The sequence below is a fragment of the Streptococcus ovis DSM 16829 genome, assembly GCF_000380125.1.
In the GTDB taxonomy this organism is placed as follows: Bacteria; Bacillota; Bacilli; order Lactobacillales; family Streptococcaceae; genus Streptococcus; species Streptococcus ovis.
In genome coordinates, this window is record NZ_KB904562.1 from 208,512 (window position 1) to 232,283 (window position 23,772).

Here is a 23,772-nt window from a genome sequence, read left to right on the forward strand (position 1 = left end):
AAGTTGAGAGTGATATACTTAAAGGGATTAGCCATTGATTGCTTTCACTGGTTATGTCTAGGTGGTTTAATTCGGAGGAAATATCATGAAACTATTGTCTTATCTTGGAAAATTCAAGTATGTCGCCCTTCTTACCTTTATTCTGGGTGGCTTTGCTAGTATTTTACAATCACTCGTGATTAAAAAGGTTATTGCGATTGATACGATATCTGATTTTAATTCTTTGTGGAAACTCTTTGCTGTGGGGTTATTGACCTATTTGGTATTCTATGGTCTAGAGTTTGGAGCAAATGTAGTTTACGATATGTCTTGTAAACGCATCATGTTAGCTTTGCGGGATAAATTGACAAAGACGTTCCTCTTAACGAAGGAGTCAATAGACCAACATGAGACGACCAATTTTCTTAGTCAAGACCTAGAGTTTTTCTATGATAATTATGTGACGCAGGTTATGCGTTTGCCCAAAAATGGAATGCTTTTCCTTGTAGTGTCTATTTATTTAATCAGCTTAAATCCTGTTCTAGCGCTTCTCTTTATTCTTGGTTCTCTTTTACGCCCATTACCACAATTGTTTTTAAGTAAAGTTTCGGACGCTTTTGGACAAAAGCAGAGCGAGGAGCGAGAACATTCGATGGGTTTACTGATGGATTATGTTAATGGTGGAAGTACTTTATTACATCATCAGGCTTTTGAGACTACCTATGGTAAACTTAAAAACCAAGTAATAACCTACGAAACAGCTCGTCGCAATTATTATTACTTGTCTAATTTTCTCTTTTTCTGTAATGGTTTGACACAGTTTTTAGGGCGTGTATTGCCAGTTGGTATTTATTTCTTATTTCCAAATACGTTTGGTCATATTCCCGTATCTTCTCTTGTAGCCATGTTTATTGCTTCAAGTAGTTTGTCCAGTCCTCTTCAAAATATGATGTATGCAACATTTAGCATGCAGGCTGCCAACTCGATCAAAACAAAAATCTATGAACTAATGGATAAGCCTGTTGATGAAGCAGAAGTTCCATACATCCCTGATTTTGAGGTCCTGACTTTGGAAGATATCACAAAATCCTATGGAGAGAAATCCATTTTTCAAGAATTTTCCTATACCTTTGAAAAAGGGAAAAAATATTTGATTAAGGGAGCCAGTGGACGAGGAAAAACGACCTTACTAAATATCATCAAGGGTGAGACTGTAGATTCTGGAAAAGTTGCTCTTGTGACAAATGACAATCGAGTCTTTGAGACTTACCAAGCCAATATCGGGATGGTGAGTCAATCGCCTTTTCTCTTTAATGGAACTCTAGAAGAAAATATCTGTCTGAATCAGACTTTTTCCCGTGAAGAAATGACCAAAGTATTAAAGCAAGTTCATTTACTTGAAGAATTCCCTGAAGGCTTAGATTTCCAAATTGAAAATAATGGTAGTAATGTTTCAGGTGGTCAGCGTATCAGGATAGAGCTAGCAAGATTTTTACTCCGTCAAAAGGATATTTTGCTTTTGGATGAGGTAACTGCTGCTTTGGATAAAGACAATGCTCGAAGAGTAAGAGAGTTGATTTTCTCGTTGCCAGTGACCATTATTGAAGTGGCTCACCATGTGGACGAAGCAATCGTTTATGATGCTGTGATAGAATTGTAGGTGATGAGATGTTTAAGTATTTTAATAAATTTTTGGTGACGTTAGCCCTCATCTCCAGTGTTTTAAACAGTTTTGTCTTTCTCATTGAACCATTGATGACAGACAAAATCTTCGACCTTACAGCGTTAAATAGCCGCAAAGAGACATGGGATTTTTTGGTCTATGGACTGACACTCTATTTGCTCTTATATGCTGTCATGTTTATTGCCAATCTCTTACTGAACCAGATAATGACCATTGGTTGTGGCAACATTCGACTTCGTCTCTATCAGCAGTTGATGTTAGGTCATCAGAAAATGGGCAATGATAAGAAAATTTCGCTATTGACACAGGATGTCGAATATTATCTCTGGAATCATATTAGCCCTAGTATTCTCCTTGTTGCACATATTAGTAATTTCCTCTTACTTAGTATCTACCTCTTGTCCAAAAATATACCGATTGATTTGCTGTTTATTGTCTGTGCCTTTCTTTTCTTAATTGTTCAACTTAGAATTAGTAAAATAGCAGAGCAAAAAGGGGGCGAACAAGCCGCAGAAAGACAGAAATTACTGAGTTCATTGAGTGATACGATTGCTGGAAGGTCAACATTGGCTCAGAATCAAGCTCTTTCTCCTAGTTTTAAAGTGCTTCAAAAACAATCAGCATACTATGAAAAGTCACGGCAAACATTTGGGATCTATCAATCTTTTTTTGCCTTTTTAGCCAATCTGATGCTCTTTGTGTCTCAATTCTTACCAATCTTTTTAGGCCTGGTTTTGATGACAGTAGGGACAGATTTGAGAACGACTGACCTGATTGCGATGTTTATTGCGGCAACACGTCTGGAACAACCTTTGATGAATATCATTAACGATATTTTTAGGCTCAAAGGAGCAAAGGCTATTTCTGATAAATTCGATCAAATATTGGCACAGGATATCCCTAACGTTCAGACAAGTTCAGTATCTACTAAAAGTTTTAAAGCGTTAGCATGTCATCAATTGACCAAATCTTTTGCAGGTAGGGTGCTATTTTCTGATTTCTCTTATCGCTTTGAAAAAGGGAAGAAATACTTGATTAAAGGACCAAGTGGCTCTGGAAAATCAACCCTCTTTAAACTAATGTTACAAGAATTAATTCCAGACAAAGGCGGGCTAACGATGGTACTTGATGGCGGTCAGGTGACGAAAGATTACCAACAGCGGATCGGTTTAATTGCTCAGTCACCTTATCTCTTTAATGATAGCATTCGATATAATTTGACACTAGGAGCTGAATTTTCCGATGCCATATTATTGGAAAAGCTAGAGCAGGTAGGTTTGACGTCTGAGATTGATAATGTTTTAGAGTACCAAATTGTGAATAATGGGGAAAATATTTCTGGTGGACAACGGGCACGGCTTGAAATTGCACGCAGTCTGATTAGACAAAAAGATGTTCTTCTTGCAGATGAAGTGACAGCTCCGCTTGATGCTGAAAATGCCAAGAACATTCGAAATCTGCTATTTAATCTACCAGTCACTGTTATTGAAATCGCCCACCATATTGATGATGATTTTGTCTATGATGGTGAGATTGATCTATCGCAAGTTAGAGATTAAAATGACCAATAAGAAAAGCGGTCACTCTGGATCAGGGCATCAAAGAAGTGCTGCTCAACAATTATGGGGAAGTGAACATAGACACAACGATTTTGACGCTATTCCCCTATCAAGCACTCGTTGTAGCGCTATAGATAGAAAATGAGGCAAGCTGCACAAAGAAATTTGGCAGCTTTCCTATTGCCATAAAATGAAAACGTTTGCTATACTATAAGGGATTAAAATGATGAAAAGGAGTACTTTATGGAACAACATTGGTGGCATCAGGCAACGATCTATCAGATTTATCCTAAATCATTCATGGATAGTGATGGTGATGGGGTTGGTGATTTAAAAGGGATTATCAGCAAACTGGATTATTTGCAGTATCTAGGAATTACAGCGATTTGGTTATCTCCTGTTTATCAGTCGCCTATGGATGATAATGGCTATGATATTTCAGACTATGAAGCGATTGCTGATCTGTTTGGGAATATGGCAGATATGGAGGAATTGCTAGCGCAGGCCCATCAACGTGGTATCAAAATTATTATGGATTTGGTTGTTAATCATACCTCTGATGAGCATGCTTGGTTTGTAGAAGCTAGGGAAAATCCTGATAGTCCTAAGCGAGATTACTATATTTGGCGGGATGAGCCTAATGAATTGCTCTCCGTTTTTAGTGGTTCTGCTTGGGAGTATGATACAAAAAGTGGCCAATACTATCTCCATTTCTTTAGTAAAAAACAACCAGATTTGAACTGGGAAAATGAGGAACTTCGCCATCAGATTTATGACATGATGAATCGTTGGGTGGACAAAGGAGTTGCTGGATTTCGGATGGATGTCATTGACATGATTGGGAAAGTCCCAGACCAGTCAATTAAAGAAAATGGTCCCAAGCTACATGATTATTTACAGGAAATGCACCAATTTAGCCTAGCAGGAAAGGATTTGTTAACTGTTGGGGAAACATGGGGAGCCACGCCTGAAATCGCTAAGCTCTATTCTAATCCTGAACGTAAAGAATTGTCCATGGTCTTTCAATTTGAGCATATTGGTCTTCAGCACAAGCCAAATGCACCAAAATGGGATTATGAAAACGAACTTGACGTTCCTGCGTTGAAGAAAATTTTTAATAAATGGCAAACCGAGTTGGAATTGGGTCAAGGATGGAATTCATTATTCTGGGAAAATCATGATTTACCACGGGTTCTTTCTATCTGGGGAGATACAGAAGAATATCATGAAAAATCAGCCAAAGCCCTAGCGATTTTGCTCCACCTCATGCGTGGGACTCCGTACATTTACCAGGGAGAAGAGATTGGGATGACCAATTATCCGTTTGAAAATCTGGGTCAACTAGATGATATTGAATCCTTGAATTATGCGCGTGAAGCACTAGAGGCAGGAAAGTCTGAAGCGGATATTATGGACAGTATTCGCTATATCGGACGGGACAATGCTCGGACTCCGATGCAGTGGGATGATACACCACAAGCTGGTTTTTCCACAGCAGAGAAAACTTGGTTGGCAGTTCACCCAAATCACAAGACAATCAATGTTCAAGCAGCACTGGAGAATCCGAATTCTATCTTCTACACCTATCAGAAATTAGTAGCTCTCCGTAAGAAAGAAAGTTGGCTAGTTGAAGCAGATTTCACACTCTTGGAAACAACTGATAAGGTTTTTGCTTATAAACGGTCAACGGACAATACAACATACTTAGTAGTGGTCAATCTTTCAGGAGAAGAACAGGAACTTGCAGTCGCAGAGATTGGTGAGTTTTCTGATTCTGTTGTCATTGCCAATACGGATGTAGCAGCTGTTTTGGAAAAAGGAGCTCTTGCACCATGGGATGCCTTCTGCCTGTGCTTGAAATAAAACATAGTAAAAAGAACCTCTGCGGAGGTTCTTTTTACTGCATATAAAATACAATAGCCATGTATTGAAGAGCACTGGCCAAAATGATAAATAAATGCCAGATCATATGGAAATAGGGTTTTTTCTTGGCATAAAATCCTGCACCGATGGTATAGGCTAGTCCTCCTGCCAACATAAGGAGCCAAAATGGAAGTGTGGTCTGCTGGACAACAGCTGGGAGGATAAAGACAATTAACCAGCCCATGATGAGGTAAAGGGCTAGACTGAAACGTTCATTCACCTTTTTGGCGAAGATTTTATAAAGAATGCCAAAGATAGTCGTCCCCCACTGGAGAACCAGTATGATGTAACCTTTCCAGTTATTCATTAGGGCGAGAACTACTGGAGTATAACTTCCTGCAATAGCGATGTAAATCATGCTGTGATCGATTATCCGTAAAATATACTTATGAGTAGAGCCATAGGACATGGAGTGGTAGATAGTGGATGAGAGAAACATCAGAAAGAGACTGATGACAAAAATCGAAACTCCAAAAGCCTGCATAGCTCCGTAAGCATTATAGGTGTAAATAGCTGAGAAGGGCAGGAGCATCAACATGATAAAAGCACTGATAGCATGGGTGACAGCATTAGCAACTTCTTCACCAAAACTGAGTTGAGTAGAGAGTTTAAAAGTTCGATTCATTAGCTATACCTTCTTTCATATTGTTCGGACTTGTTGTTTCAGTAAGACTGTCAATTAATTTCATTGCCTCTTGATAAGCTTGAATGGCTTGACAGGCTTTGAGAATGAGTTCTGGGACTTCATCTTGTTCTTTTCCCATGAGGCAATCCACAAAGCAATCATACAGAACTTTCGAATCTGCATCTTGATAATGTACTTCAATCATCTGGCAAATATCTGTAATCGCAAAGATTGGTTTACAAAGGGTCAGCACAATAAGGCGAGCAATTTGCAAGCGACCATACTTTTTCTTTACCGGTTTTGGTAGATAACCATGTTTGACATAATTGTTCACCATGGCCGCTGTCAAAGGTTTTTCAGAATGGCTGAGATAGGTAGCTGTTTCTTGATTGACATAAAGTAAAACTTGGTCTAGATAGAGATCTAGGCTAGGCAATTCTTTCCAGTTAGGTAGTTGTTTCATTATAATCACCACTTTATCTAGTTTTAATAACTAGATAATACTATTTAAAAGATTTGTTGTCAAGTAAAAAGAAATTATGCTACAATAAAAATATGAAAATACTCATTCCAAACGCAAAAGAACTAAATACAAATCTTGATAATTTGCCTTTTCAGCCTTTATCTGGTGAAAGTCGTGCGATTTTAAACGTGTTGCAAGCCATGTCAGTAGAAGACTTGGCTAAGTTTTATCAGCTGAAAGTAGACAGGACAGAGTTAGAAGCAGACCGTTGGTTGCGAATTGCCCAAGGTCAGGCAAAACTGTATCCTGCTTGGCAACTCTACGATGGACTCATGTATCGCTATATGCAACGGCGTGATTTATCAGAGAAAGAAGAAGCCTATTTACGGGAGACGGTCTTTATTACGACTGGTTTCTATGGAGCCATTTCTCTTTTTGAGCCGATTGCACCTCACCGCTTGGATTTTCAAGGTAATTTGAAAATTGAACAAGAGGGACTCAAACAATTTTGGCGTAGTCAGTATGATAGTGTAGTGGCTGATGATGACGTGATTGTTTCCTTGCTTTCTTCTGAATTTGAGGCGGTTTTCTCACCAGACGTTCAAAAGCGTTTTGTGAAAATCATTTTTATGGAAGACCGGTCAGGTCAGTTGAAAATACATTCGACCATTTCTAAAAAAGGGCGAGGTCGTATGGTGTCTGAGATGGCACGGCAGCAAGTACAAACGGTGGAAGACATTAAAAAACTGACAATCGATGATTTCCAGTATCGAGCTGATTTGTCAGAATCTCACAAGCTGGTCTTTGTGAGAACAGCTGAACTTTAAGGTAATTCTGTGGCAAATGCGTTGTGTTTGCCATTTTTGTATGGAAATATGGTATGATTTAGAAAAAGGACAGCGAGGAGCAAGTAGTGGCAAAGGTCTATATTGCAGATGATGAAAAAAATATCCGCGAACTCATTGGCTCATTTTTAACAGAAGCAGACATCGAAGTTGAGTTATTTGAAACTGGGGATCAACTCTTGCTGCGCTTTATGGAAGCAGAAGCGGATGTGGTGATTTTGGATGTGATGATACCTGGGACAGATGGCTTTGGCATTGCGACAGCGATTCGGAAGCGTTCTGATGTGCCGATTATTCTCCTGACGGCTAGGGATAGTGACAAGGATTTTGTGGACGGATTTTCTGCTGGTGCAGATGATTACTTTACAAAACCTTTTTCTCCTGTCCAATTAACCTTACGGATCAAGGCGATTTTAGCGCGCCAGCCTAAGGGACTTTCTTCTTCTGAGGAACTAAGTTATGGAGGTTTGACTGTATCTGAGAAGGACCGCTCTGCTATGTTCCAAAATGAAATCATCAAACTGACCAATACGGAGTTTGAACTGTTGAAAGTTTTACTGAGTCATCAGGAAGAAGCGGTGTCGCGAGATGAATTGCTGACGCGGGTTTGGGGGTATGAGAGCGATGTGGAGACGCGAGTGACAGACGATACCATCAAGCGTTTGCGGAAAAAATTAAGACAGGTGGAGTGTGATGTTCAAATTGAAACAGTCTGGGGGTACGGCTTTAAATTGGTTCAAAAAGAAATGGAAGGTTAATCAGGAGAGGAAAATTCCCCTTAAACGAACCCTCTTTGTGCAACCATTAGTCATTATTGTTGGTGCTTTTGCTTTGATTTTTATCCTCTTTAATTTAAGTTTATCGCTGTTTATAGATGAACAGGTAAATCAAGCTGTACAGCATCAATATGATACCTTAGATGCTTTGTATATCGGCGAAGAACCGAAGCAAATTGGTGCAGATAATATTTTTTCAACGACCTATGTTATCGTCGATGAGGCTCATGAGACCCAGTATATGTCTGCCAGTCAGGATGATTTATCTGCCTCAGTCGTGTCTGGTGAGGTTGTTCGGTATTTTTATGATCATGAAGATGAATGGGAATTTTTTGACGAGGATGATGAGGCAGATGAGGCTGAGATTGAAGATGCAAACGCAAGTAGCCACCCAGTTTTCATTACTTTAGACGATACGACCTACGCAGTTAAGATTCAAGAGTATGAAGGACAATTCAAAGACTATTATATTCGTCAAAACAAGGAGAATGACCAAAGCTACTATATTCTTGTCTTTGCCAATATTACGCCAATTCAATCCTTTGATCGTTTAGTCAATTGGATGCTGGCGATATTGATGGTGATTGTTGGTTTGATAGCCAGTGGCTTTATTTATATAACGGCTGGTAAATTGGATCAAGCAGTTCTAGATCTAAAGGATTATATTTATCGGATTGGAAAACGGGAAAAGGAATTGTCTTTACCTTCTGTTACCTATGAAGAGTTGGAGGATATTGGTCATTCTGTCCAAGGCATGAGTGACATGATTGATGCGAGTCAACGCAGTCAACAAATTTTCTTCCAGAATGCTTCGCATGAATTGCGGACACCTCTCATGTCAATTCAAGGCTATGCAGAAGGGATTCAGGCAGAAGTTATCAAAAATCCTAAGGAAGCGGCAGGCATTATTCAGGCAGAAAGTCAGAAAATGAAGCAGTTGGTAGATGAGATTCTCACCTTTTCGCGTTTGGAAGATATCCAAACCAGATTGGAGTTGGAACCTGTGTCGCTCAAGGATTTGCTCTATGATGCCAGTTGGAAAATGAAGGCAGAGGCGGATGCAAAGAATCTCATATTCCAACATGAATTGGGAGTCGGTCATTCAGAAATCATGGCTGATGAAGACTTGCTTGAAAGAGCCATTAGTAATATTCTAAAAAATGCTCTGCGTTATGCTAAGACGACCATCCGTATTTCCTGTAAGGAGTTGGCAGACGGAGTAGAAATAGCGATTGCAAATGATGGCGAATCTATTCAATCTGAGGATTTACCTCATATCTTTGAACGTTTCTACAAGGGACAGGGTGGTCAGTTTGGAATAGGCTTGGCCATGACAAAAGATATTGTGGAAGCCCACCATGGAACGATTAGAGTGGTCAGTCACTCGGATGAAACCTGCTTTACTATTTTCCTTCCCTTCCTAAATTGAGGAAGACTGCCTCAACCATTGCCTCATTTTTGCCACAATTTTACACCAAATTCACCGAGCTTTTAGGCTCAGTTTTTTATATACTAGGTATATCAATAAGAAAAGAGGGAATCAAAATGGTTCAAATATCAAAAAAGAAAAAAGGTTTCATGATCGCAGGGGGCGTTGTTGGTTTAGCAATTTTATTAACAGGTGGCTGGTTTGCCTACTCAGCTTCTCGTTATAAAATTTCCGCGGAAGAAGCACAAGCGATTGCTTTGAAGAATGCTGGCGTTACTGATAGCGACCTAATCTTTTCGCAAGTTGAGAAAGACAGTGATGACATGAAAGCAACTTACGAGGTATCGTTCAATACAGCAGAAGGTGAATATGATTACACGATTGATGCGGAAACAGGAAGTATCTTAGATCGTGACTATGAAGTGGTTGGAACGGTCGCTTCTTCTAATAATGCCGTTGCAGTTGCAGATACAACCACTTCATCCAATGCTGTCTCATCTGCTGTAGTAACGCCAACGATGACAGAAACTCAAGCCAAGGAAATAGCCTTGAAAGATGCAGGGGTGGCGGAAACAGCTGTTGTCAATCTGCTTGTCCAATTAGATGTGGAAAACGGCAAACAGTATTATGAAGTTGATTTCAACGATCCCAAAGCTGGCTTAGATTACAGCTACACCATCGATGCGGAAACAGGTGCCATCGTTGAAAAATCCAAAGAACCAATCAATGACTAATAGAGAATAAGAAAACCGCCCAGTAGCAAGCTGAGCGGTTTTTTTATAGATAATAATACTAAATTATTTTCGTTGATCTTGGAAATTTTGATAAACTTCAAAAATTTGATGGCGCTTGCTAATTTCTAGCTTTAAAAATCTATTATGAATGTGTGTCTTTACAGTTCCTATGGATAAGTAGAGGTCATTTGCAATTTCTTGGTTGTGTTTTTGTTGAAGAAGTTGACTAAAAATTTCTTTTTCACGGTCTGTTAAGTGAAATTTCTGACAAAAACTATCAAGGAGTTCAGGTGATTTAGCTTGTGAAACAGTAAGTGGTGAAGAGAGAATATTTTGGGTAAACTCACTTAGTGAGTCGTTCTGTTTTTGAGCGATTGATACATAGTAAAAAATAAAAAAACAAATGACGATTGAAAAAACATCTTCTGAAAAATTCCTATTTTGAATTTTTAAATTCAATATATTGTACGAATCAACGTTAAAAATGACAAAAGTGTCTTCGAGTATAATGAGAACTCCAAAAATTATAAAAATATAGGAAATTGTTTTGAGAATGTTTTTAGTTAAAGCTGAAATTTTTAATTCCGTAAGATAATATTTTGCATAGAATCCTGTATAAATCAAAAGTAACTGATTGGGTAGATAGTAAAGATAAACACGGAGAGCAGAATTTTCCATAAAAGGAATAAGCATCCATATAAATGTACTTAGAACAAGAATACAATGTAAAATTGTCAATTTTTCTTTTCGAAGTGACGTAACTATCCAAAGTTGACAAAAATTATTAACTAGAAAGATAATTGTTTTTACTAATGGTACACCTAAGTATTGTTGATTATAGTGATGGCCAAATTCTGAAATGACTTCTGTCATTGATAAGATAAGATTGTCAAAAATAAAGAAAAGGAGGTATAGACTTAAGATTAAGAAAAGTGATTGTTTTTCTTTTTGGTTCTTTGAATCAAATGTTGCTAAATACAATGAAACAGCCATGGTTATCGAATATAGGACTATTAGGAGAATATTGTAGATATAGATAAACTCTGTCATGTAGATTAAAATCTCCTTCTCTGAAGTTTGTGTACTAAACCTTAATTAATTTCAAGAAAAAATAAAAGTTTATTTTTCCATATTGGCCGTATTCCAAAAGTTAAAAAATAAAGGGTTTAGGTACTAAACCTTTTATTAGAAACCGTTTACACCCTATAGTTTATCGTAAACTTAATTGATTTGCAATATGATGGGAGTGTAAAAACAAAAAACTTAAGGAGGTCTCATTATGAGCAACAAATTAGATTATATCACTACTGAGGAGTTTACGAAAGAGCAACTTTTAGAAATTGCGAATCTTTCTCTTAAAATTAAAAATTGTATTAAAAATGGATACTATCCTCCATTACTAAAAAATAAGACACTTGGAATGATTTTCCAACAGTCATCGACTCGTACGAGAATTTCATTTGAAACAGCAATGACACAACTTGGTGGTCATGCTCAATATTTGGCACCTGGACAAATTCAACTTGGTGGACACGAAACATTAGAAGATACAGCAACTGTTGTTTCCCGTTTAACAGATATTATTATGTCACGCGTTGAGCGGCATAAGAGTGTTGTTGATTTAGCAAAATACTCTAAAGTACCAGTGATCAACGGAATGTCTGATTATAATCATCCAACACAAGAGCTTGGTGATTTAGTCACAATGATGGAACATTTGCCAGAAGGAAAGAAATTAGAAGATTGTAAGGTTGTTTTTGTTGGAGATGCTACTCAAGTTTGTTTCTCACTTGGTTTGATTACTTTAAAAATGGGAATGGAATTTGTTCATTTTGGACCAGAAGGTTTTCAATTGAACGATATGCATAAAGCAAAATATGATGAAATTTGTAAAGTTTCTGGTGGTAAATACACCGTAACTGATGATATTGAAAGTATTGTTGGAGCAGATTTCCTTTATACAGATGTATGGTATGGCTTATATGAAGCAGAGTTATCAGAAGAAGAGCGTATGAAAGTTTTCTATCCAAAATATCATGTGGATAATACAATGATGAGCAAAGCAGGTGCAAATTGTAAATTTATGCATTGTTTACCTGCAACTCGTGGGGAAGAAGTAGCAGATGAGGTCATGGATGGACCAAATTCTATTTGTTTTGATGAAGCAGAAAATCGTCTGACTTCTATGCGTGGTATCCTTGTTTACTTGATGAGGGATTATGCTAAAAAGAATCCGTACGATTTAGAAAAGCAGGAAGAAGCAAGAGTAGAGTTAGAAAAATTTTTAAAATGAAATAACGAGGGTGGAAGTCTATATTGACTTTCCTTCCCTCTCTAATTTCTGAAAGGAAAAGAAAAATGGGAGAAAAGAAAAAATTTAGCTTATTTAGTGCTGTTCTTTCTGTGATTTGTGTTGTTTTTGTGGCGGAAGCAGCAGCACCAGTAGCCGCTATAGGTAATTCTCAGTTTTTTTGGTGGATTTTTCTATTAATAGCCTTTTTGTTACCGTATGGCCTTATTTCATCTGAATTAGGGACTACATATATTGGTGATGGTGGGATTTATGATTGGGTGACAAAAGCATTTGGACACAAATGGGGTTCTCGTGTTTCTTGGTATTACTGGATTAACTTTCCACTTTGGTTAGCTTCTTTAGCAGTTATGACCCCTGAGTTATTAACGACAATAACTGGTGTACAATTTTCGACGTTTTGGTCAATTTTGATTGAATTAGCTTTTATATGGGTTATCGTTTGGATTAGTTTTTATCCAGTAAGTGATAGTATTTGGATTTTAAACGGTGCAGCAGTCATCAAAATGATTCTAGCATTGCTAGTAGGTGGTCTAGGGTTATATACTGCAATAACTAAAGGAATGGCGAATGAAATGACATTGTCCTCATTATTACCATCTTTTGACCTAAATAGCCTGTCATTTATCTCTGTCATCATTTTTAATCTTCTTGGTTTTGAAGTTATTTGCACTTTTGCTGATGATATGGAAAATCCTAAGAAGCAAATACCACAATCTATAATTGTAGCGGGGTTGGTTATAGCAGCAATCTATATATTCTCCGCTTTTGGTATTGGTGTAGCTATTCCAGTAAAAGAAATTTCAACAAGTAGTGGGATGATGGATAGTTTTAAATTGTTGACTGGTTCAACTGGTGGATGGTTTATCATCTCTATGGCCTTTCTATTCTTGCTTACTTTGTTTGGGAATATGATTTCCTGGTCATTGGGAGTGAATAATACCGCTTGTTATGCAGCTGAAAACGGTGATATGCCATCATTTTTTGCAAAACGTAGTCATAAAAATGAAATGCCAATTGGTGCAGCAATTGCAAACGGATTGGTAGCTAGTTTTGTAGTGATTATCGCTCCACTTTTACCGAACCAGGATTTGTTTTGGGCGTTCTTCTCTTTAAATTTAGTAATGTTTTTACTAGCCTATGTTCCTGTATTTCCAGCTTTTTATCGCCTAAGAAAAACAGATCCCGACACACCTCGTCCGTTCATGGTAAGCGGTAGCGATAATTTATTAAAATTGTTGGTAGTTGTGCCAATGATTCTTATATTGATCTCGTTAATTTTTACGGCTTTACCATTATCTTTTGATACAGAAACACTGAATGCCCAATTACCTATTACTATAGGCTCTATTGTCTTTATTCTCATTGGAGAAGTTATTATTCTAATAAAGAAAATACAAAAATAAGTTTACTAAATTTTTAAGGAGGCTATTATGGCAAAACGTATTGTTGGGACTACCCCAAAACAGGATGGCTTTAGAATGCCTGGTGAATTCGAGAAACAAGAACAAATTTGGATGTTATGGCCTTGGCGTAATGATAACTGGCGTTTAGGAGCAAAACCAGCTCAAAAAGCATTTTTAGAGGTTGCTAATGCGATTAGTGAATTCGAACCTGTTACTCTTTGTGTCCCTCCCGTTCAATATGAAAATGCACTTGCACGTGTATCTGAGCTTGGTCGTGATAATATTCGTGTTATCGAAATGACAAATGATGATTCTTGGATTCGTGATTGTGGGCCGACTTTCCTTATAAATGATAAAGGTGAGCGGCGTGCGGTTGACTGGGAGTTTAATGCTTGGGGTGGATTAGTAGACGGATTGTATTTCCCGTGGGATCAAGATGCATTAGTAGCAAGAAAAGTTTGTGAATTGACAGATACGGATTCATATAAGACAGAAGGATTTGTTTTAGAAGGTGGTTCTATTCATGTTGATGGTCAGGGAACTGCTTTAGTTACTGAGATGTGTCTTCTTCATCCGAGTCGTAACCCACATCTTACCAAAGATGAAATTGAGCAAATGTTAAAAAATTATCTAAACTGTGAAAAAGTAATCTGGGTTAAGGATGGTATTGATCCATATGAAACAAATGGGCACATTGATGATGTAGCGTGTTTTGTAGCACCTGGAGAAGTTGCCTGTATTTATACCGAAGATACTAATCACCCATTTTATAAAGAAGCGAAAGCTGCTTATGATTTCTTAGTAGAGCAAACAGATGCTCAAGGTCGTACATTAAAAGTTCATAAAATGTGTGTAACAAAAGAGCCTTGTTACCTAAAGGATGCAGACAGTATTGACTATTCTGAGGGGGCAATCCCTCGAGAAGAGGGAGAAGTAGCAATCGCTTCTTATCTTAATTTTTTAATTGTCAATAATGGAATTATTTTACCACAATATGGTGATGAAAATGATGCTCTTGCTGTTGAACAAGTGCAGGCTATGTTCCCAGATCGTAAGGTAGTTGGCGTACAAACAACAGAGGTTGCTTATGGTGGTGGAAACATCCATTGTATTACACAGCAACAACCTGCAGTACAATAAACGAAGTATGTCTACCTTTTGGTGGACATACTTCACTTTTAGATTTTATAAGAAATAAGAAAGTGATTAATATGGCAAAACGAAAAATTGTAGTAGCTTTAGGCGGAAACGCCATTTTATCATTTGATGCTTCCGCTGACGCTCAAAAAGAAGCTCTTGTCCAAACAGCAAAATATCTTGTTCAATTTATCGAAAATGGAGATGAATTAGTTATTACACATGGGAATGGGCCACAAGTAGGGAATCTTCTATTGCAGCAGAGTGCGGCAGATTCTGAGAAGAATCCTGCTATGCCATTGGATACATGCGTAGCTATGACAGAAGGCTCTATAGGATTTTGGTTGCAAAATGCTTTGGTTAATGAATTAAAAGGAAGAGGAATCCAAAAGGATGTTGTTTCATTAGTAACGCAGGTACTTGTCTCAAAAAATGATCCTGCTTTTGCAAATCCGACTAAACCTATAGGACCCTTCTTAACGAAAGATGAGGCAGAATTTCAGGCAGGACATACAGGAACAATTTTTAAAGAGGATGCAGGCCGTGGTTGGAGAAAAGTAGTGGCCTCCCCTAAACCAATCAACATTAAGGAAATTGATGTTATAAAATCTCTAATTAGTACAGGAGTTGTGACTATTTGTGCTGGGGGAGGAGGTGTTCCAGTTTTCGAAGACGAAATAGGGAATCTAATTGGTGTTGAAGCAGTGATAGATAAGGACTTTGCCAGTCAAACATTGTCAGCTTTGATTGGAGCGGATTTGTTTATTGTTTTGACAGGTGTAGATAACGTTTTTGTTAATTTCAATCAACCAAACCAAGAAAAATTGGAGACTGTAACAATTTCACAATTGAGAGAATATATCAGCCAAGAACAATTTGCTCCTGGTTCTATGTTACCTAAAGTAGAAGCAGCCATCGCTTTTGTAGAAGGTTATCCAGAAGGAAAAGCTATTATTACGTCTTTGGAGAATATTTCTGAAATTCTACAAGGTAGTGGTGGAACACAAGTTGTTTATGGATAGTAGTGCTATAGAAAACCGCCCAGTAGCAAGCTGAGCGGTTTTTCAATAGATAAAACCTATCATCGTTGATAAAAAATATCTAATTGTGCTTCGTCACGAATTTTGGTATGATGAGAGAATATAAAGGAGAATTTATGTCAAATAATTTGTTAGTCTTACAATCAGATTTTGGTCTGGTTGATGGGGCTGTATCAGCGATGATTGGGGTTGCCTTGCAAGAATCTCGTGATTTGATTGTCCATAACTTAACGCATGATATTACCCCCTATAATATTTTTGAAGGCTCCTATCGCCTGTTTCAAACGGTGGAGTATTGGCCAGAAGGTACTACTTTTGTATCGGTCGTGGATCCTGGGGTCGGTTCGAAGCGCAAGAGTGTAGTTGCTTTAACTGAGAAAAATCAATACATTGTTACGCCAGATAATGGGACCTTGTCTTTCATCAAGCAATATGTTGGTATCAAGGCTGTTCGTGAAATCTCAGAAGTGGCCAATCGTCGTGCCAATACAGAGTTGTCTTATACCTTCCATGGTCGCGATGTCTATGCTTATACAGGAGCGAAACTGGCTTCAGGTCATATTAGCTTTGAAGAAGTTGGACCACTTTTGCAAGTAGAGGATATCGTTGAGATTCCAACGGTGGCAACAGAACTTGGTGAGGATTTTGTTAAAGGGGCTATCGATATCTTGGATGTTCGCTTTGGTTCACTCTGGACGTCTATCACGCGAGAAGAGTTCTACAGTTTAGAGCCACAATTTGGAGATCGCTTTGAAGTGACTATCTACAACAATGATATGCTGGTCTACCAAAATCAGGTGACTTATGGCAAATCCTTTGCGGATGTCCGTATTGGTCAGCCACTCATTTACATTAACTCCCTCTATCGGGTCGGAGTGGCCATCAACCAAGGTTCTTTTGCTAAGGCTTACAATGTTGGTGTCGGACAAAATTGGCACATAGAGATTAAGAAAATTGCGAACTAGGATGTCGCAAAGAAAAGGATACTATCATGAAAAATAATTCTATTAAAACGGTTGTTGCTATCGGCGTGGGTGCTGCCCTCTTTGTGGTGATTGGTTTGTTAATCAATATTCCGACCCCAGTTCCCAATACATCTATTCAGCTTCAATATGCTGTTCAAGCTCTCTTGTCCATTATTTTTGGCCCGATTGCTGGCTTCTTTGTCGGTTTCATCGGTCATGCAGTAAAAGATGCTGTGACCTATGGACCATGGTGGTCATGGATTATCGCATCAGGTGTCTTCGGTCTCATTGTCGGTTTCTTTAAAAATCGCTTCCGCATCCAAGAAGGGCAATTTACAGGAAAAGATATCATCTTCTTTAATGTGATTCAAGTGGTTGCAAACGTTCTTTGCTGGGGTGTTGTGGCGCCAGTTTTGGATATCTTGATTTATCAGCAACCAGTTGATTTACTTTTTGCACAAGGTTTAGTAGCAGGGATTGCCAATGCGATTACAGTTGGTATCGGAGGCACTCTTTTACTCATTGCCTATGCAAAATCGCAAGTAAAACAAAATAGCTTGACTAAGGAATAAAAGTGAGGAGGCTATGAAGCAAATTCATAGTCTTCTTTGCTTATTTTCATATTTCCAAGAGAGTAGAAATAGGATATAATAGGACTTATGAAAGAAAAAATGATCGAATTTGTCGATTTTAGTTTTAAATACCAGGCGCAACAAGAGCCAACTTTGACCAATATCAATCTGACAATCTACAAGGGGGAAAAGGTCTTGATTGTTGGACCATCGGGCTCTGGAAAATCGACCCTGGGCCAGTGTCTCAATGGCATTATTCCAAACATTTTCACAGGTGAAAGCAGCGGTCAGCTATTGATTGCTGGTAAGGACGCCTTCCAAAAGTGTATTTATGAAAAATCGCTCTTGGTTAGTACAGTTTTGCAGGATACGGACGGACAATTCATTGGTCTGTCTGTTGCAGAAGATTTAGCTTTTGCACTGGAAAATGACATGGTCTCAAGCTCGGAAATGAAGAGGCGTGTTGGAGACTGGGCAGAACGTTTAGACTTGCGGGGCCTATTAGCTCACCGCCCACAAGATTTATCAGGTGGACAGAAGCAACGTGTCAGCTTAGCAGGTGTCTTGATTGATGAAAGTCCGATTTTGCTTTTTGATGAGCCATTGGCCAATCTTGATCCAAAATCTGGACAGGACACTATTGATTTGATTGACCGTTTGCATCAGGAAGAGGGAGCGACCACTCTGATCATCGAGCATCGTTTGGAAGATGTGCTCTATCGCTCAGTGGACCGTGTTGTTCTTGTCAATGACGGAACGATTTTGTACAATGGCACCCCTGATGATTTGTTACGCACCTCCTTGTTACGAGAAAATGGGATTCGTGAACCACTTTATCTGACTACCTTACGGCAGTTGGGGGTGGATTTTAAAAGACTTCCTCATTTGGAAACATTGGACACCTTGGACTTGCCAGATATATCGTTATCGGAGACTCGAGTGCCTTTTCATGTTGCTGAAACTGCCTCTCCTCTTTTAGAAATACGTCATCTGCAGTTTTCTTATCCCCTAAAATCTGTTTTGAAAGATCTTCATCTCACGATTGGAAAGGGGGAACGAATCGCCATTGTCGGGAAAAATGGTGCTGGAAAATCAACCTTAGCCAAGGCATTATGTGGATTTTTGAAAGTAGAAGGTGATCTTCTTTGGCAGGGACAGTCCATTCTAGGAGATTCAATTAAAGAACGCTCAGAACGAATCGGATACGTCTTGCAAAATCCAAATCAGATGATTAGTCAGACTATGATTTTTGATGAAGTGGCACTCGGACTGAAGGTTCGAGGGTTTTCTCAACATATCATTGAAGAACGGGTCAACGAAGTCCTAGAAGTCTGTGGTTTGTCTGCTTTTCGGAATTGGCCCATTTCAGCCCTTTCTTATGGACAGAAGAAGCGGGTTACCATTGCGTCAATTCTCGTGTTGAATCCAGAGATAATCTTGCTAGATGAGCCAACAGCAGGCCAAGACTATAAACACTATACAGAAATGATGAATTTTATAGATGAGCTCAATCAACAGGGACAAACAATTGTCATGATTACTCACGATATGCAGCTCATGTTGGACTATTCAGAACGAGCGATTGTATTGGTAGATGGGCAGGTGATTGCAGATGCCAGTCCAGCAGAGATTTTAACCAATCAAGCCTTGCTCAAGCAAGCCAATCTTAAAGAAACGAGCATCTTTAAGTTGGCGCAAAAGATTGGTGTAGACCCGTTGGCTCTTACACAGTTTTATATGGAAAAGGAGAAAGCGAATGAATGAACAAAAAATCATAGGCTATCATGCTGGCACAGGCTTCATGTATGAAGTGTCTGCCGTTAGTAAGCTCCTCTTTTTCCTTTTGGTGTCCATTGCTGCCATGATGACCTATGATACACGATTGATTCTTGGCATAGCAATTTTTTCGCTCTTTCTTTTTCACCTATCTCAGATTCGCTTGAAAGATATTTCCTTTGTATTAATTTTTACCATTATCTTTGCAAGTTTGAATGCTCTGATGGTTTACCTATTTTCTCCAAAATATGGTGTCGAATTATACGGACAGGAAACCATGATCTTGGGTGGTTTAGGCCATTATTCACTTACAGCACAAGAGTTGTTCTATTTGTGCAATTTGCTCTTGAAATACTTCTGTACGGTTCCTCTGGCAGTCATCTTCCTGATGACGACTCACCCTAGTCAATTTGCCTCAAGTTTAAATCAAATCGGTGTACCCTATCGCATTGCCTATGCAGTTAGTTTGACCATGCGCTATATCCCTGATATTCAAGAGGAATTTTATACCATTCGAATGTCGCAGGAAGCAAGAGGAATAGAGTTATCTTCAAAGGGAAAATTGATGGATCGAATCAAAGGCAACCTCGCCCTTGTCATTCCTCTGATATTTGGCTCATTGGAGCGGATTGATACCATTTCGACAGCCATGGAACTTCGACGTTTCGGTAAAAATAAAAAGCGAACCTGGTATATGTCACGCCCTTTGGATAGCAGGGACTGGCTGGTGATTGCCTTGGCTCTTGCCATTGTCTTTTTGACCTTCCTTCTTTTCTGGCTCAACCAAGGCCGATTTTACAATCCGTGGAAATAAGAAGATAAAACAAAAAATCTGAGAGATTTCTCAGATTTTTTGTTGCTTATTTTGTAGCAGCCACCAAAGCGTCTGCTTGTGCAGCAAGTGCAGTTAATTTATCTTCTGCAACAACCAATTCACCTGTTCCCCAAGCTTCTGGGTTTACTGGCACACCAGTAAATTCACCTGCAACTTGTGTACGAATGAATGGAAGAAGTGCATTGAACTCAGCAAAGAGTTGGTCATGTCCACCGTTGGCAACAGAAGCGACTGTGACAACTTTATCTTGAAGAGCAGAAGGTCCTGAAGGATCTGTCAAGTCAAGTGCACGACTCAACCAATCAAGTGTATTTTTCAAAACACCTGGAATGGCAAAGTTATAAACTGGAGAGAAAATCCAGATAGCGTCAGCAGCAACCACTTCTTCACGAAGGGCAGCAATTTCAGGTAATACAGGTGTTTCAAGCTCTTGGTTAAACAATGGAACTTTTGTGATATCAAGGTAAGAAACCTCTGCTTTACCTGCCAATGCTTTTTCAGCTTGTTGAGCTAATTGGTGATTGAATGAACCTTGGCGTAATGAACCAACTAAAAATACTACTTTTGTCATGTTATATCCTTTTCTATTGAAAAATCTAGTGGGACTGAAGAATCCTACCTATAGCTATATTATCACTACGTAGCGTCAAAGTCAATTTTGATGTTTTCAAAATAAAAAAACTAGAAGTCATCTTCTAGCTTTTGTTTTGAAAGTGATTAGTTGATAGCTGCAAGGACTGCTTCCACTTGTTTATGCAATTGAGCAAGTGTAGCTTCTTCCGCAACAAATTTGCCATCAGCCCAAGCTGAACCATTGATGCTTGCAAGAGTCAATTCATCTACGAAGTTTGTGCGGATGAATGGGAGCAATGCACGGTATTGATCGGCAGCTTTTTCGTGATGTGCAGCAGAAGTGATGGTAACAGTTGTGACTTTTTCGTTGATTGCAGAAACACCTGATGTGTCTGAAAGATCTAGAGCGCGACTTAACCAATCAATTAAGTTTTTCAATGAACCTGGAATATTTGCGTTATAAACTGGTGAGAAGAACCATACAGCGTCTGCAGCAAGCACAGCATCACGCGCAGATTGCACAGCAGCTGGTGTTTCAGCTTCAAGGTCTTGTGAGAAGACAGGAACATCTTTCCAGTTCAAGTAAGAAACAGTTGCTTTTCCTTCAAGTGCTTTTTCAGCGTTTTGTGCCATTTGTGCATTGAATGAACCTTCACGGAGTGAACCAACTACGAATAAAATGTTTTTCATTTCTTTTACCTCTTCTTTTTGAAAGAATTTTTTAAAAGTGTCTAAGATTGCCATCTTGGGCTCCTTTTTTATGTGATTAGTAATTTATTTATCACTATGTAGTGATTATATTACAACAAACACATTTTGTAAAACATTTTGCTCACCGTTTGAATTTTTTTAGAATCCTTGCCAAATCTGCTTGTTCATCAGGCGTCAAGATTGAAAAAATGTGACCGATATTCTCATAATGCTCTGGTAAAATCTTTTCAATAGTCTTGCGTCCGAGTGGTGTCAAACCAATCAAAAAAGCACGTTTATCGTTTTCATCAGGCACCTTAAAAATATAGCCATCACGAATCATATTGCGGATGACAACGGTCATATTTCCTGAAGTACTTAGCAGTTTGTCAATGAGGTCTTGTATCCGAAGGTTCCCCTTATTATAAAGGGTTTCCATCACACCAAACTGACTAATGGTTAAATGGTGCTTTTTGATGGTCTCAATTTCTTGTCTGCTGATGGTGTTAGAAGCACGCCGAAAAATAACGAGATCTCTCAGGGCTTGTTCATTGTTTCTTAGAGTTTCTTCAATATTCTTCTTCATAAAAATATTTTAGCAAGATTTTGGATAAAATTCAATCCATATCCTAATTTTATTCTATAGAAATATTTTGCCAAATTTATAGAAACCTAGCAATCTATCTCAAGTTGTAGTATAATAAACCTACTATGGCAAACTCAAGACGAAGGACTCAATCTAGGAATAGGCGCTCATTTAGTACATGGAAACAATATCTGATTGGCATGTTTGTATTGCTTTCTGTTATTGCATTTTCAGCACTCTATTTATTGGATATGGCTGAACAACCATTTGTAAGAGTGAAGAAACAAGCAGTAGAAGTGGCGCAAAAGTATACAGACTTGAAGGAAGTATCACAGGTCAATATTTACAACGGAAAAGAAACGTACTATCAAGTGACTGGTCGAAATAAAGCTGGTGAGGACTTGTATGTTCTGGTGCCAGAAAAAACATCGAATATCTTTGTGTATCACCCATCTGAAGGAATTTCTCAAGAAGATGCACAAGCGCGTGCGATGGAAAATGGTGCGCAGGATATAGAACGAACGGTATTGGGCTATATGGATCAGCATGCTATCTGGGAAGTGAAGTCAGGGACCGCTTATTATCTAATTGATTTTAAAACAGGTGAATTATTGAAGAAGGAGGGGCTATGACGAGATTATCAAATCGAGTGTTGGAAATGGAAGAAAGTGTTACTTTGGCAGCCAATGCTAAAGCCAAGGCTTTAAAAGCACAAGGACGTGACATTCTATCATTGACCTTGGGGGAGCCTGACTTTGTGACCCCTAAGAATATCCAAGAAGCAGCCATTGCTTCGATTGAAAATGGAAAGGCAAGTTTTTATACGGTTGCTTCAGGTTTACCTGAGTTGAAGAATGCGATTAGCCAGTACATGGAACAGTTTTATGGCTATTCGGTGGCCCGCAACCAAGTTGTTGTGGCAACTGGGGCCAAGTTTGTTCTCTATGCTTTTTTTGCAACAGTCATTAATCCTGGAGACGAGGTGATCATTCCGACACCTTGTTGGGTATCTTATGTGGATCAGGTCAAGATGGTGGAGGGGGTTCCTGTTACGGTACCTACTTTAGAAAGCCATCAATTCAAAGCAACTGTAGCACAACTCGAAGCAGTTCGGACGGACCGAACGAAGGTTCTCTTGCTCAATTCTCCGTCCAATCCAACAGGGATGATTTATACCCGAGAGGAATTACAGGCGATTGGGGAATGGGCGGTTGCGCATGATATTCTGATTTTAGCAGATGATATTTATGGTCGTTTGGTATATAATGGAAATACGTTTACGGCTATTTCTAGCTTGTCAGAAGCCATTCGGAAGCAAACCATTGTGGTCAATGGTGTGTCAAAAACCTATGCTATGACAGGTTGGCGGGTTGGCTTTGCTGTGGGGGAAGAAGAAATCATCTCAGGCATGGCAAAGATCATCAGCCAGACAACGTCTAATCTGACAGCAGTTGCCCAGTATGCAGCCATTGAAGCGCTGACTGGAGACCAATCTTCTATCGAAGAAATGCGTCTTGCCTTTGAAGAACGCCTCAATACCATTTACCCATTGCTGACTGAAGTGCCGGGCTTTGATGTCATCAAACCACAGGGAGCCTTCTACCTTTTTCCAAATGTCAAAAAAGCTATGGAAATGAAAGGTTATACAGATGTGACAGACTTTACCAATGCAATTTTGGAAGAAGCAGAGGTCGCTCTAGTGACAGGGGCAGGATTTGGAGCGCCAGAAAATGTTCGCTTGAGCTACGCCAGTGACTTAGACACCCTCAAAGAAGCGGTTCGCCGCCTGAAAACCTTTATGGAGAAGTAAGTTTCCAAAAGGTAAATAAAAGAAAATAACGATAAAAAATTAGAAAAGAGAAAT

General features: G+C 38.9%; 23 protein-coding genes. 17 read left to right on the top strand and 6 right to left on the bottom strand.

Going from position 1 to position 23,772, the window contains the following annotated elements; translation table 11 throughout:
- Nucleotides 1-85 precede the first annotated feature (85 nt).
- The 3 genes from A3I9_RS0101065 to A3I9_RS0101075 all read left to right on the top strand — a co-directional run bounded on the left by A3I9_RS0101065 (nt 86) and on the right by A3I9_RS0101075 (nt 5,085).
- A complete protein-coding gene (locus A3I9_RS0101065) occupies nt 86-1,639 on the top strand; it encodes an ATP-binding cassette domain-containing protein (RefSeq protein ID WP_018377233.1) in 1,554 nt (517 codons plus the stop codon).
- Nucleotides 1,640-1,647: 8 nt separating this feature from the next.
- Nucleotides 1,648-3,222 carry an ATP-binding cassette domain-containing protein gene (locus tag A3I9_RS0101070; RefSeq protein ID WP_018377234.1) on the top strand — a complete coding sequence of 525 codons (1,575 nt, stop codon included), beginning with the start codon at nt 1,648-1,650 and terminating at the stop codon, nt 3,220-3,222.
- 243 nt (nt 3,223-3,465) lie between these two features.
- Nucleotides 3,466-5,085: a glycoside hydrolase family 13 protein gene (locus tag A3I9_RS0101075; RefSeq protein WP_018377235.1), complete on the top strand. Its 1,620-nt coding sequence runs from the start codon at nt 3,466-3,468 to the stop codon at nt 5,083-5,085.
- Nucleotides 5,086-5,119: 34 nt separating this feature from the next.
- On the opposite strand, the gene trhA is transcribed toward A3I9_RS0101075, so the two are convergent.
- Nucleotides 5,120-5,770: a PAQR family membrane homeostasis protein TrhA gene (gene trhA / locus A3I9_RS0101080; RefSeq protein ID WP_018377236.1), complete on the bottom strand. Its 651-nt coding sequence runs from the start codon at nt 5,768-5,770 to the stop codon at nt 5,120-5,122.
- On the bottom strand, nt 5,754-6,233 hold the full coding sequence (locus A3I9_RS0101085) for a DUF1836 domain-containing protein (RefSeq protein WP_018377237.1): 480 nt from the start codon (nt 6,231-6,233) through the stop codon (nt 5,754-5,756). The genes trhA and A3I9_RS0101085 overlap by 17 nt, the downstream gene beginning before the upstream one ends.
- Before the next feature lie 92 nt (nt 6,234-6,325).
- On the opposite strand from A3I9_RS0101085, the gene yaaA reads away from it, so the two are divergent.
- The 4 genes from yaaA (at nt 6,326) to A3I9_RS0101105 (ending at nt 10,017) form a co-directional block, all read left to right on the top strand.
- Nucleotides 6,326-7,060 carry a peroxide stress protein YaaA gene (yaaA, locus tag A3I9_RS0101090; protein WP_018377238.1) on the top strand — a complete coding sequence of 245 codons (735 nt, stop codon included), beginning with the start codon at nt 6,326-6,328 and terminating at the stop codon, nt 7,058-7,060.
- 86 nt (nt 7,061-7,146) lie between these two features.
- Nucleotides 7,147-7,836 carry a response regulator transcription factor gene (locus tag A3I9_RS0101095; protein WP_018377239.1) on the top strand — a complete coding sequence of 230 codons (690 nt, stop codon included), beginning with the start codon at nt 7,147-7,149 and terminating at the stop codon, nt 7,834-7,836.
- The gene (locus tag A3I9_RS0101100; RefSeq protein ID WP_018377240.1) at nt 7,772-9,283 is read left to right on the top strand and encodes a sensor histidine kinase; all 1,512 of its coding nucleotides are present in this window, start codon (nt 7,772-7,774) and stop codon (nt 9,281-9,283) included. The genes A3I9_RS0101095 and A3I9_RS0101100 overlap by 65 nt, the downstream gene beginning before the upstream one ends.
- A gap of 116 nt (nt 9,284-9,399) precedes the next feature.
- Entirely contained in the window at nt 9,400-10,017 is a 618-nt protein-coding gene (locus A3I9_RS0101105) for a PepSY domain-containing protein (RefSeq protein WP_018377241.1), read from the top strand.
- Between the two features lie 63 nt (nt 10,018-10,080).
- Here the strand turns inward: A3I9_RS0101105 and A3I9_RS0101110 are convergent, their stop codons facing one another.
- Nucleotides 10,081-11,067, bottom strand: a complete 987-nt coding sequence (locus tag A3I9_RS0101110) for a helix-turn-helix domain-containing protein (RefSeq protein WP_018377242.1) — start codon at nt 11,065-11,067, stop codon at nt 10,081-10,083.
- Nucleotides 11,068-11,296: 229 nt separating this feature from the next.
- Here A3I9_RS0101110 and ptcA point away from each other — a divergent pair, with 229 nt between their 5' ends.
- The 8 genes from ptcA to A3I9_RS0101150 all read left to right on the top strand — a co-directional run bounded on the left by ptcA (nt 11,297) and on the right by A3I9_RS0101150 (nt 20,038).
- Nucleotides 11,297-12,310, top strand: a complete 1,014-nt coding sequence (gene ptcA, locus A3I9_RS0101115; RefSeq protein WP_018377243.1) for a putrescine carbamoyltransferase — start codon at nt 11,297-11,299, stop codon at nt 12,308-12,310.
- Nucleotides 12,311-12,375: 65 nt separating this feature from the next.
- Nucleotides 12,376-13,734 carry an APC family permease gene (locus A3I9_RS0101120; RefSeq protein WP_018377244.1) on the top strand — a complete coding sequence of 453 codons (1,359 nt, stop codon included), beginning with the start codon at nt 12,376-12,378 and terminating at the stop codon, nt 13,732-13,734.
- A 27-nt stretch (nt 13,735-13,761) separates the two neighbouring features.
- Nucleotides 13,762-14,874 (top strand): agmatine deiminase, encoded by a 1,113-nt coding sequence (gene aguA / locus A3I9_RS0101125; protein WP_018377245.1) that lies wholly within the window; start codon nt 13,762-13,764, stop codon nt 14,872-14,874.
- Nucleotides 14,875-14,945: 71 nt separating this feature from the next.
- Entirely contained in the window at nt 14,946-15,893 is a 948-nt protein-coding gene (gene arcC / locus A3I9_RS0101130; protein ID WP_018377246.1) for a carbamate kinase, read from the top strand.
- 134 nt (nt 15,894-16,027) lie between these two features.
- On the top strand, nt 16,028-16,876 hold the full coding sequence (locus A3I9_RS0101135; protein ID WP_018377247.1) for an SAM hydrolase/SAM-dependent halogenase family protein: 849 nt from the start codon (nt 16,028-16,030) through the stop codon (nt 16,874-16,876).
- 26 nt (nt 16,877-16,902) lie between these two features.
- On the top strand, nt 16,903-17,448 hold the full coding sequence (locus A3I9_RS0101140; protein ID WP_018377248.1) for an ECF-type riboflavin transporter substrate-binding protein: 546 nt from the start codon (nt 16,903-16,905) through the stop codon (nt 17,446-17,448).
- 87 nt (nt 17,449-17,535) lie between these two features.
- Nucleotides 17,536-19,212: an ABC transporter ATP-binding protein gene (locus A3I9_RS0101145; RefSeq protein ID WP_018377249.1), complete on the top strand. Its 1,677-nt coding sequence runs from the start codon at nt 17,536-17,538 to the stop codon at nt 19,210-19,212.
- Nucleotides 19,205-20,038 carry an energy-coupling factor transporter transmembrane component T family protein gene (locus tag A3I9_RS0101150; RefSeq protein WP_018377250.1) on the top strand — a complete coding sequence of 278 codons (834 nt, stop codon included), beginning with the start codon at nt 19,205-19,207 and terminating at the stop codon, nt 20,036-20,038. The genes A3I9_RS0101145 and A3I9_RS0101150 overlap by 8 nt, the downstream gene beginning before the upstream one ends.
- 46 nt (nt 20,039-20,084) lie before the next feature.
- Here A3I9_RS0101150 and A3I9_RS0101155 read toward each other — a convergent pair whose 3' ends face one another.
- The 3 genes from A3I9_RS0101155 to A3I9_RS0101165 all read right to left on the bottom strand — a co-directional run bounded on the left by A3I9_RS0101155 (nt 20,085) and on the right by A3I9_RS0101165 (nt 21,908).
- Nucleotides 20,085-20,630 carry an NADPH-dependent FMN reductase gene (locus A3I9_RS0101155; protein ID WP_018377251.1) on the bottom strand — a complete coding sequence of 182 codons (546 nt, stop codon included), beginning with the start codon at nt 20,628-20,630 and terminating at the stop codon, nt 20,085-20,087.
- Between the two features lie 146 nt (nt 20,631-20,776).
- On the bottom strand, nt 20,777-21,376 hold the full coding sequence (locus tag A3I9_RS0101160; protein ID WP_018377252.1) for an NADPH-dependent FMN reductase: 600 nt from the start codon (nt 21,374-21,376) through the stop codon (nt 20,777-20,779).
- A gap of 88 nt (nt 21,377-21,464) precedes the next feature.
- Nucleotides 21,465-21,908: a MarR family winged helix-turn-helix transcriptional regulator gene (locus A3I9_RS0101165; RefSeq protein WP_018377253.1), complete on the bottom strand. Its 444-nt coding sequence runs from the start codon at nt 21,906-21,908 to the stop codon at nt 21,465-21,467.
- Nucleotides 21,909-22,108: 200 nt separating this feature from the next.
- On the opposite strand from A3I9_RS0101165, the gene A3I9_RS0101170 reads away from it, so the two are divergent.
- Entirely contained in the window at nt 22,109-22,540 is a 432-nt protein-coding gene (locus A3I9_RS0101170; RefSeq protein WP_018377254.1) for a cell wall elongation regulator TseB-like domain-containing protein, read from the top strand.
- Nucleotides 22,537-23,718: a pyridoxal phosphate-dependent aminotransferase gene (locus A3I9_RS0101175; protein ID WP_018377255.1), complete on the top strand. Its 1,182-nt coding sequence runs from the start codon at nt 22,537-22,539 to the stop codon at nt 23,716-23,718. Before A3I9_RS0101170 ends, A3I9_RS0101175 begins: the two co-directional genes overlap by 4 nt.
- The last annotated feature ends 54 nt before the right edge of the window (nt 23,719-23,772 follow it).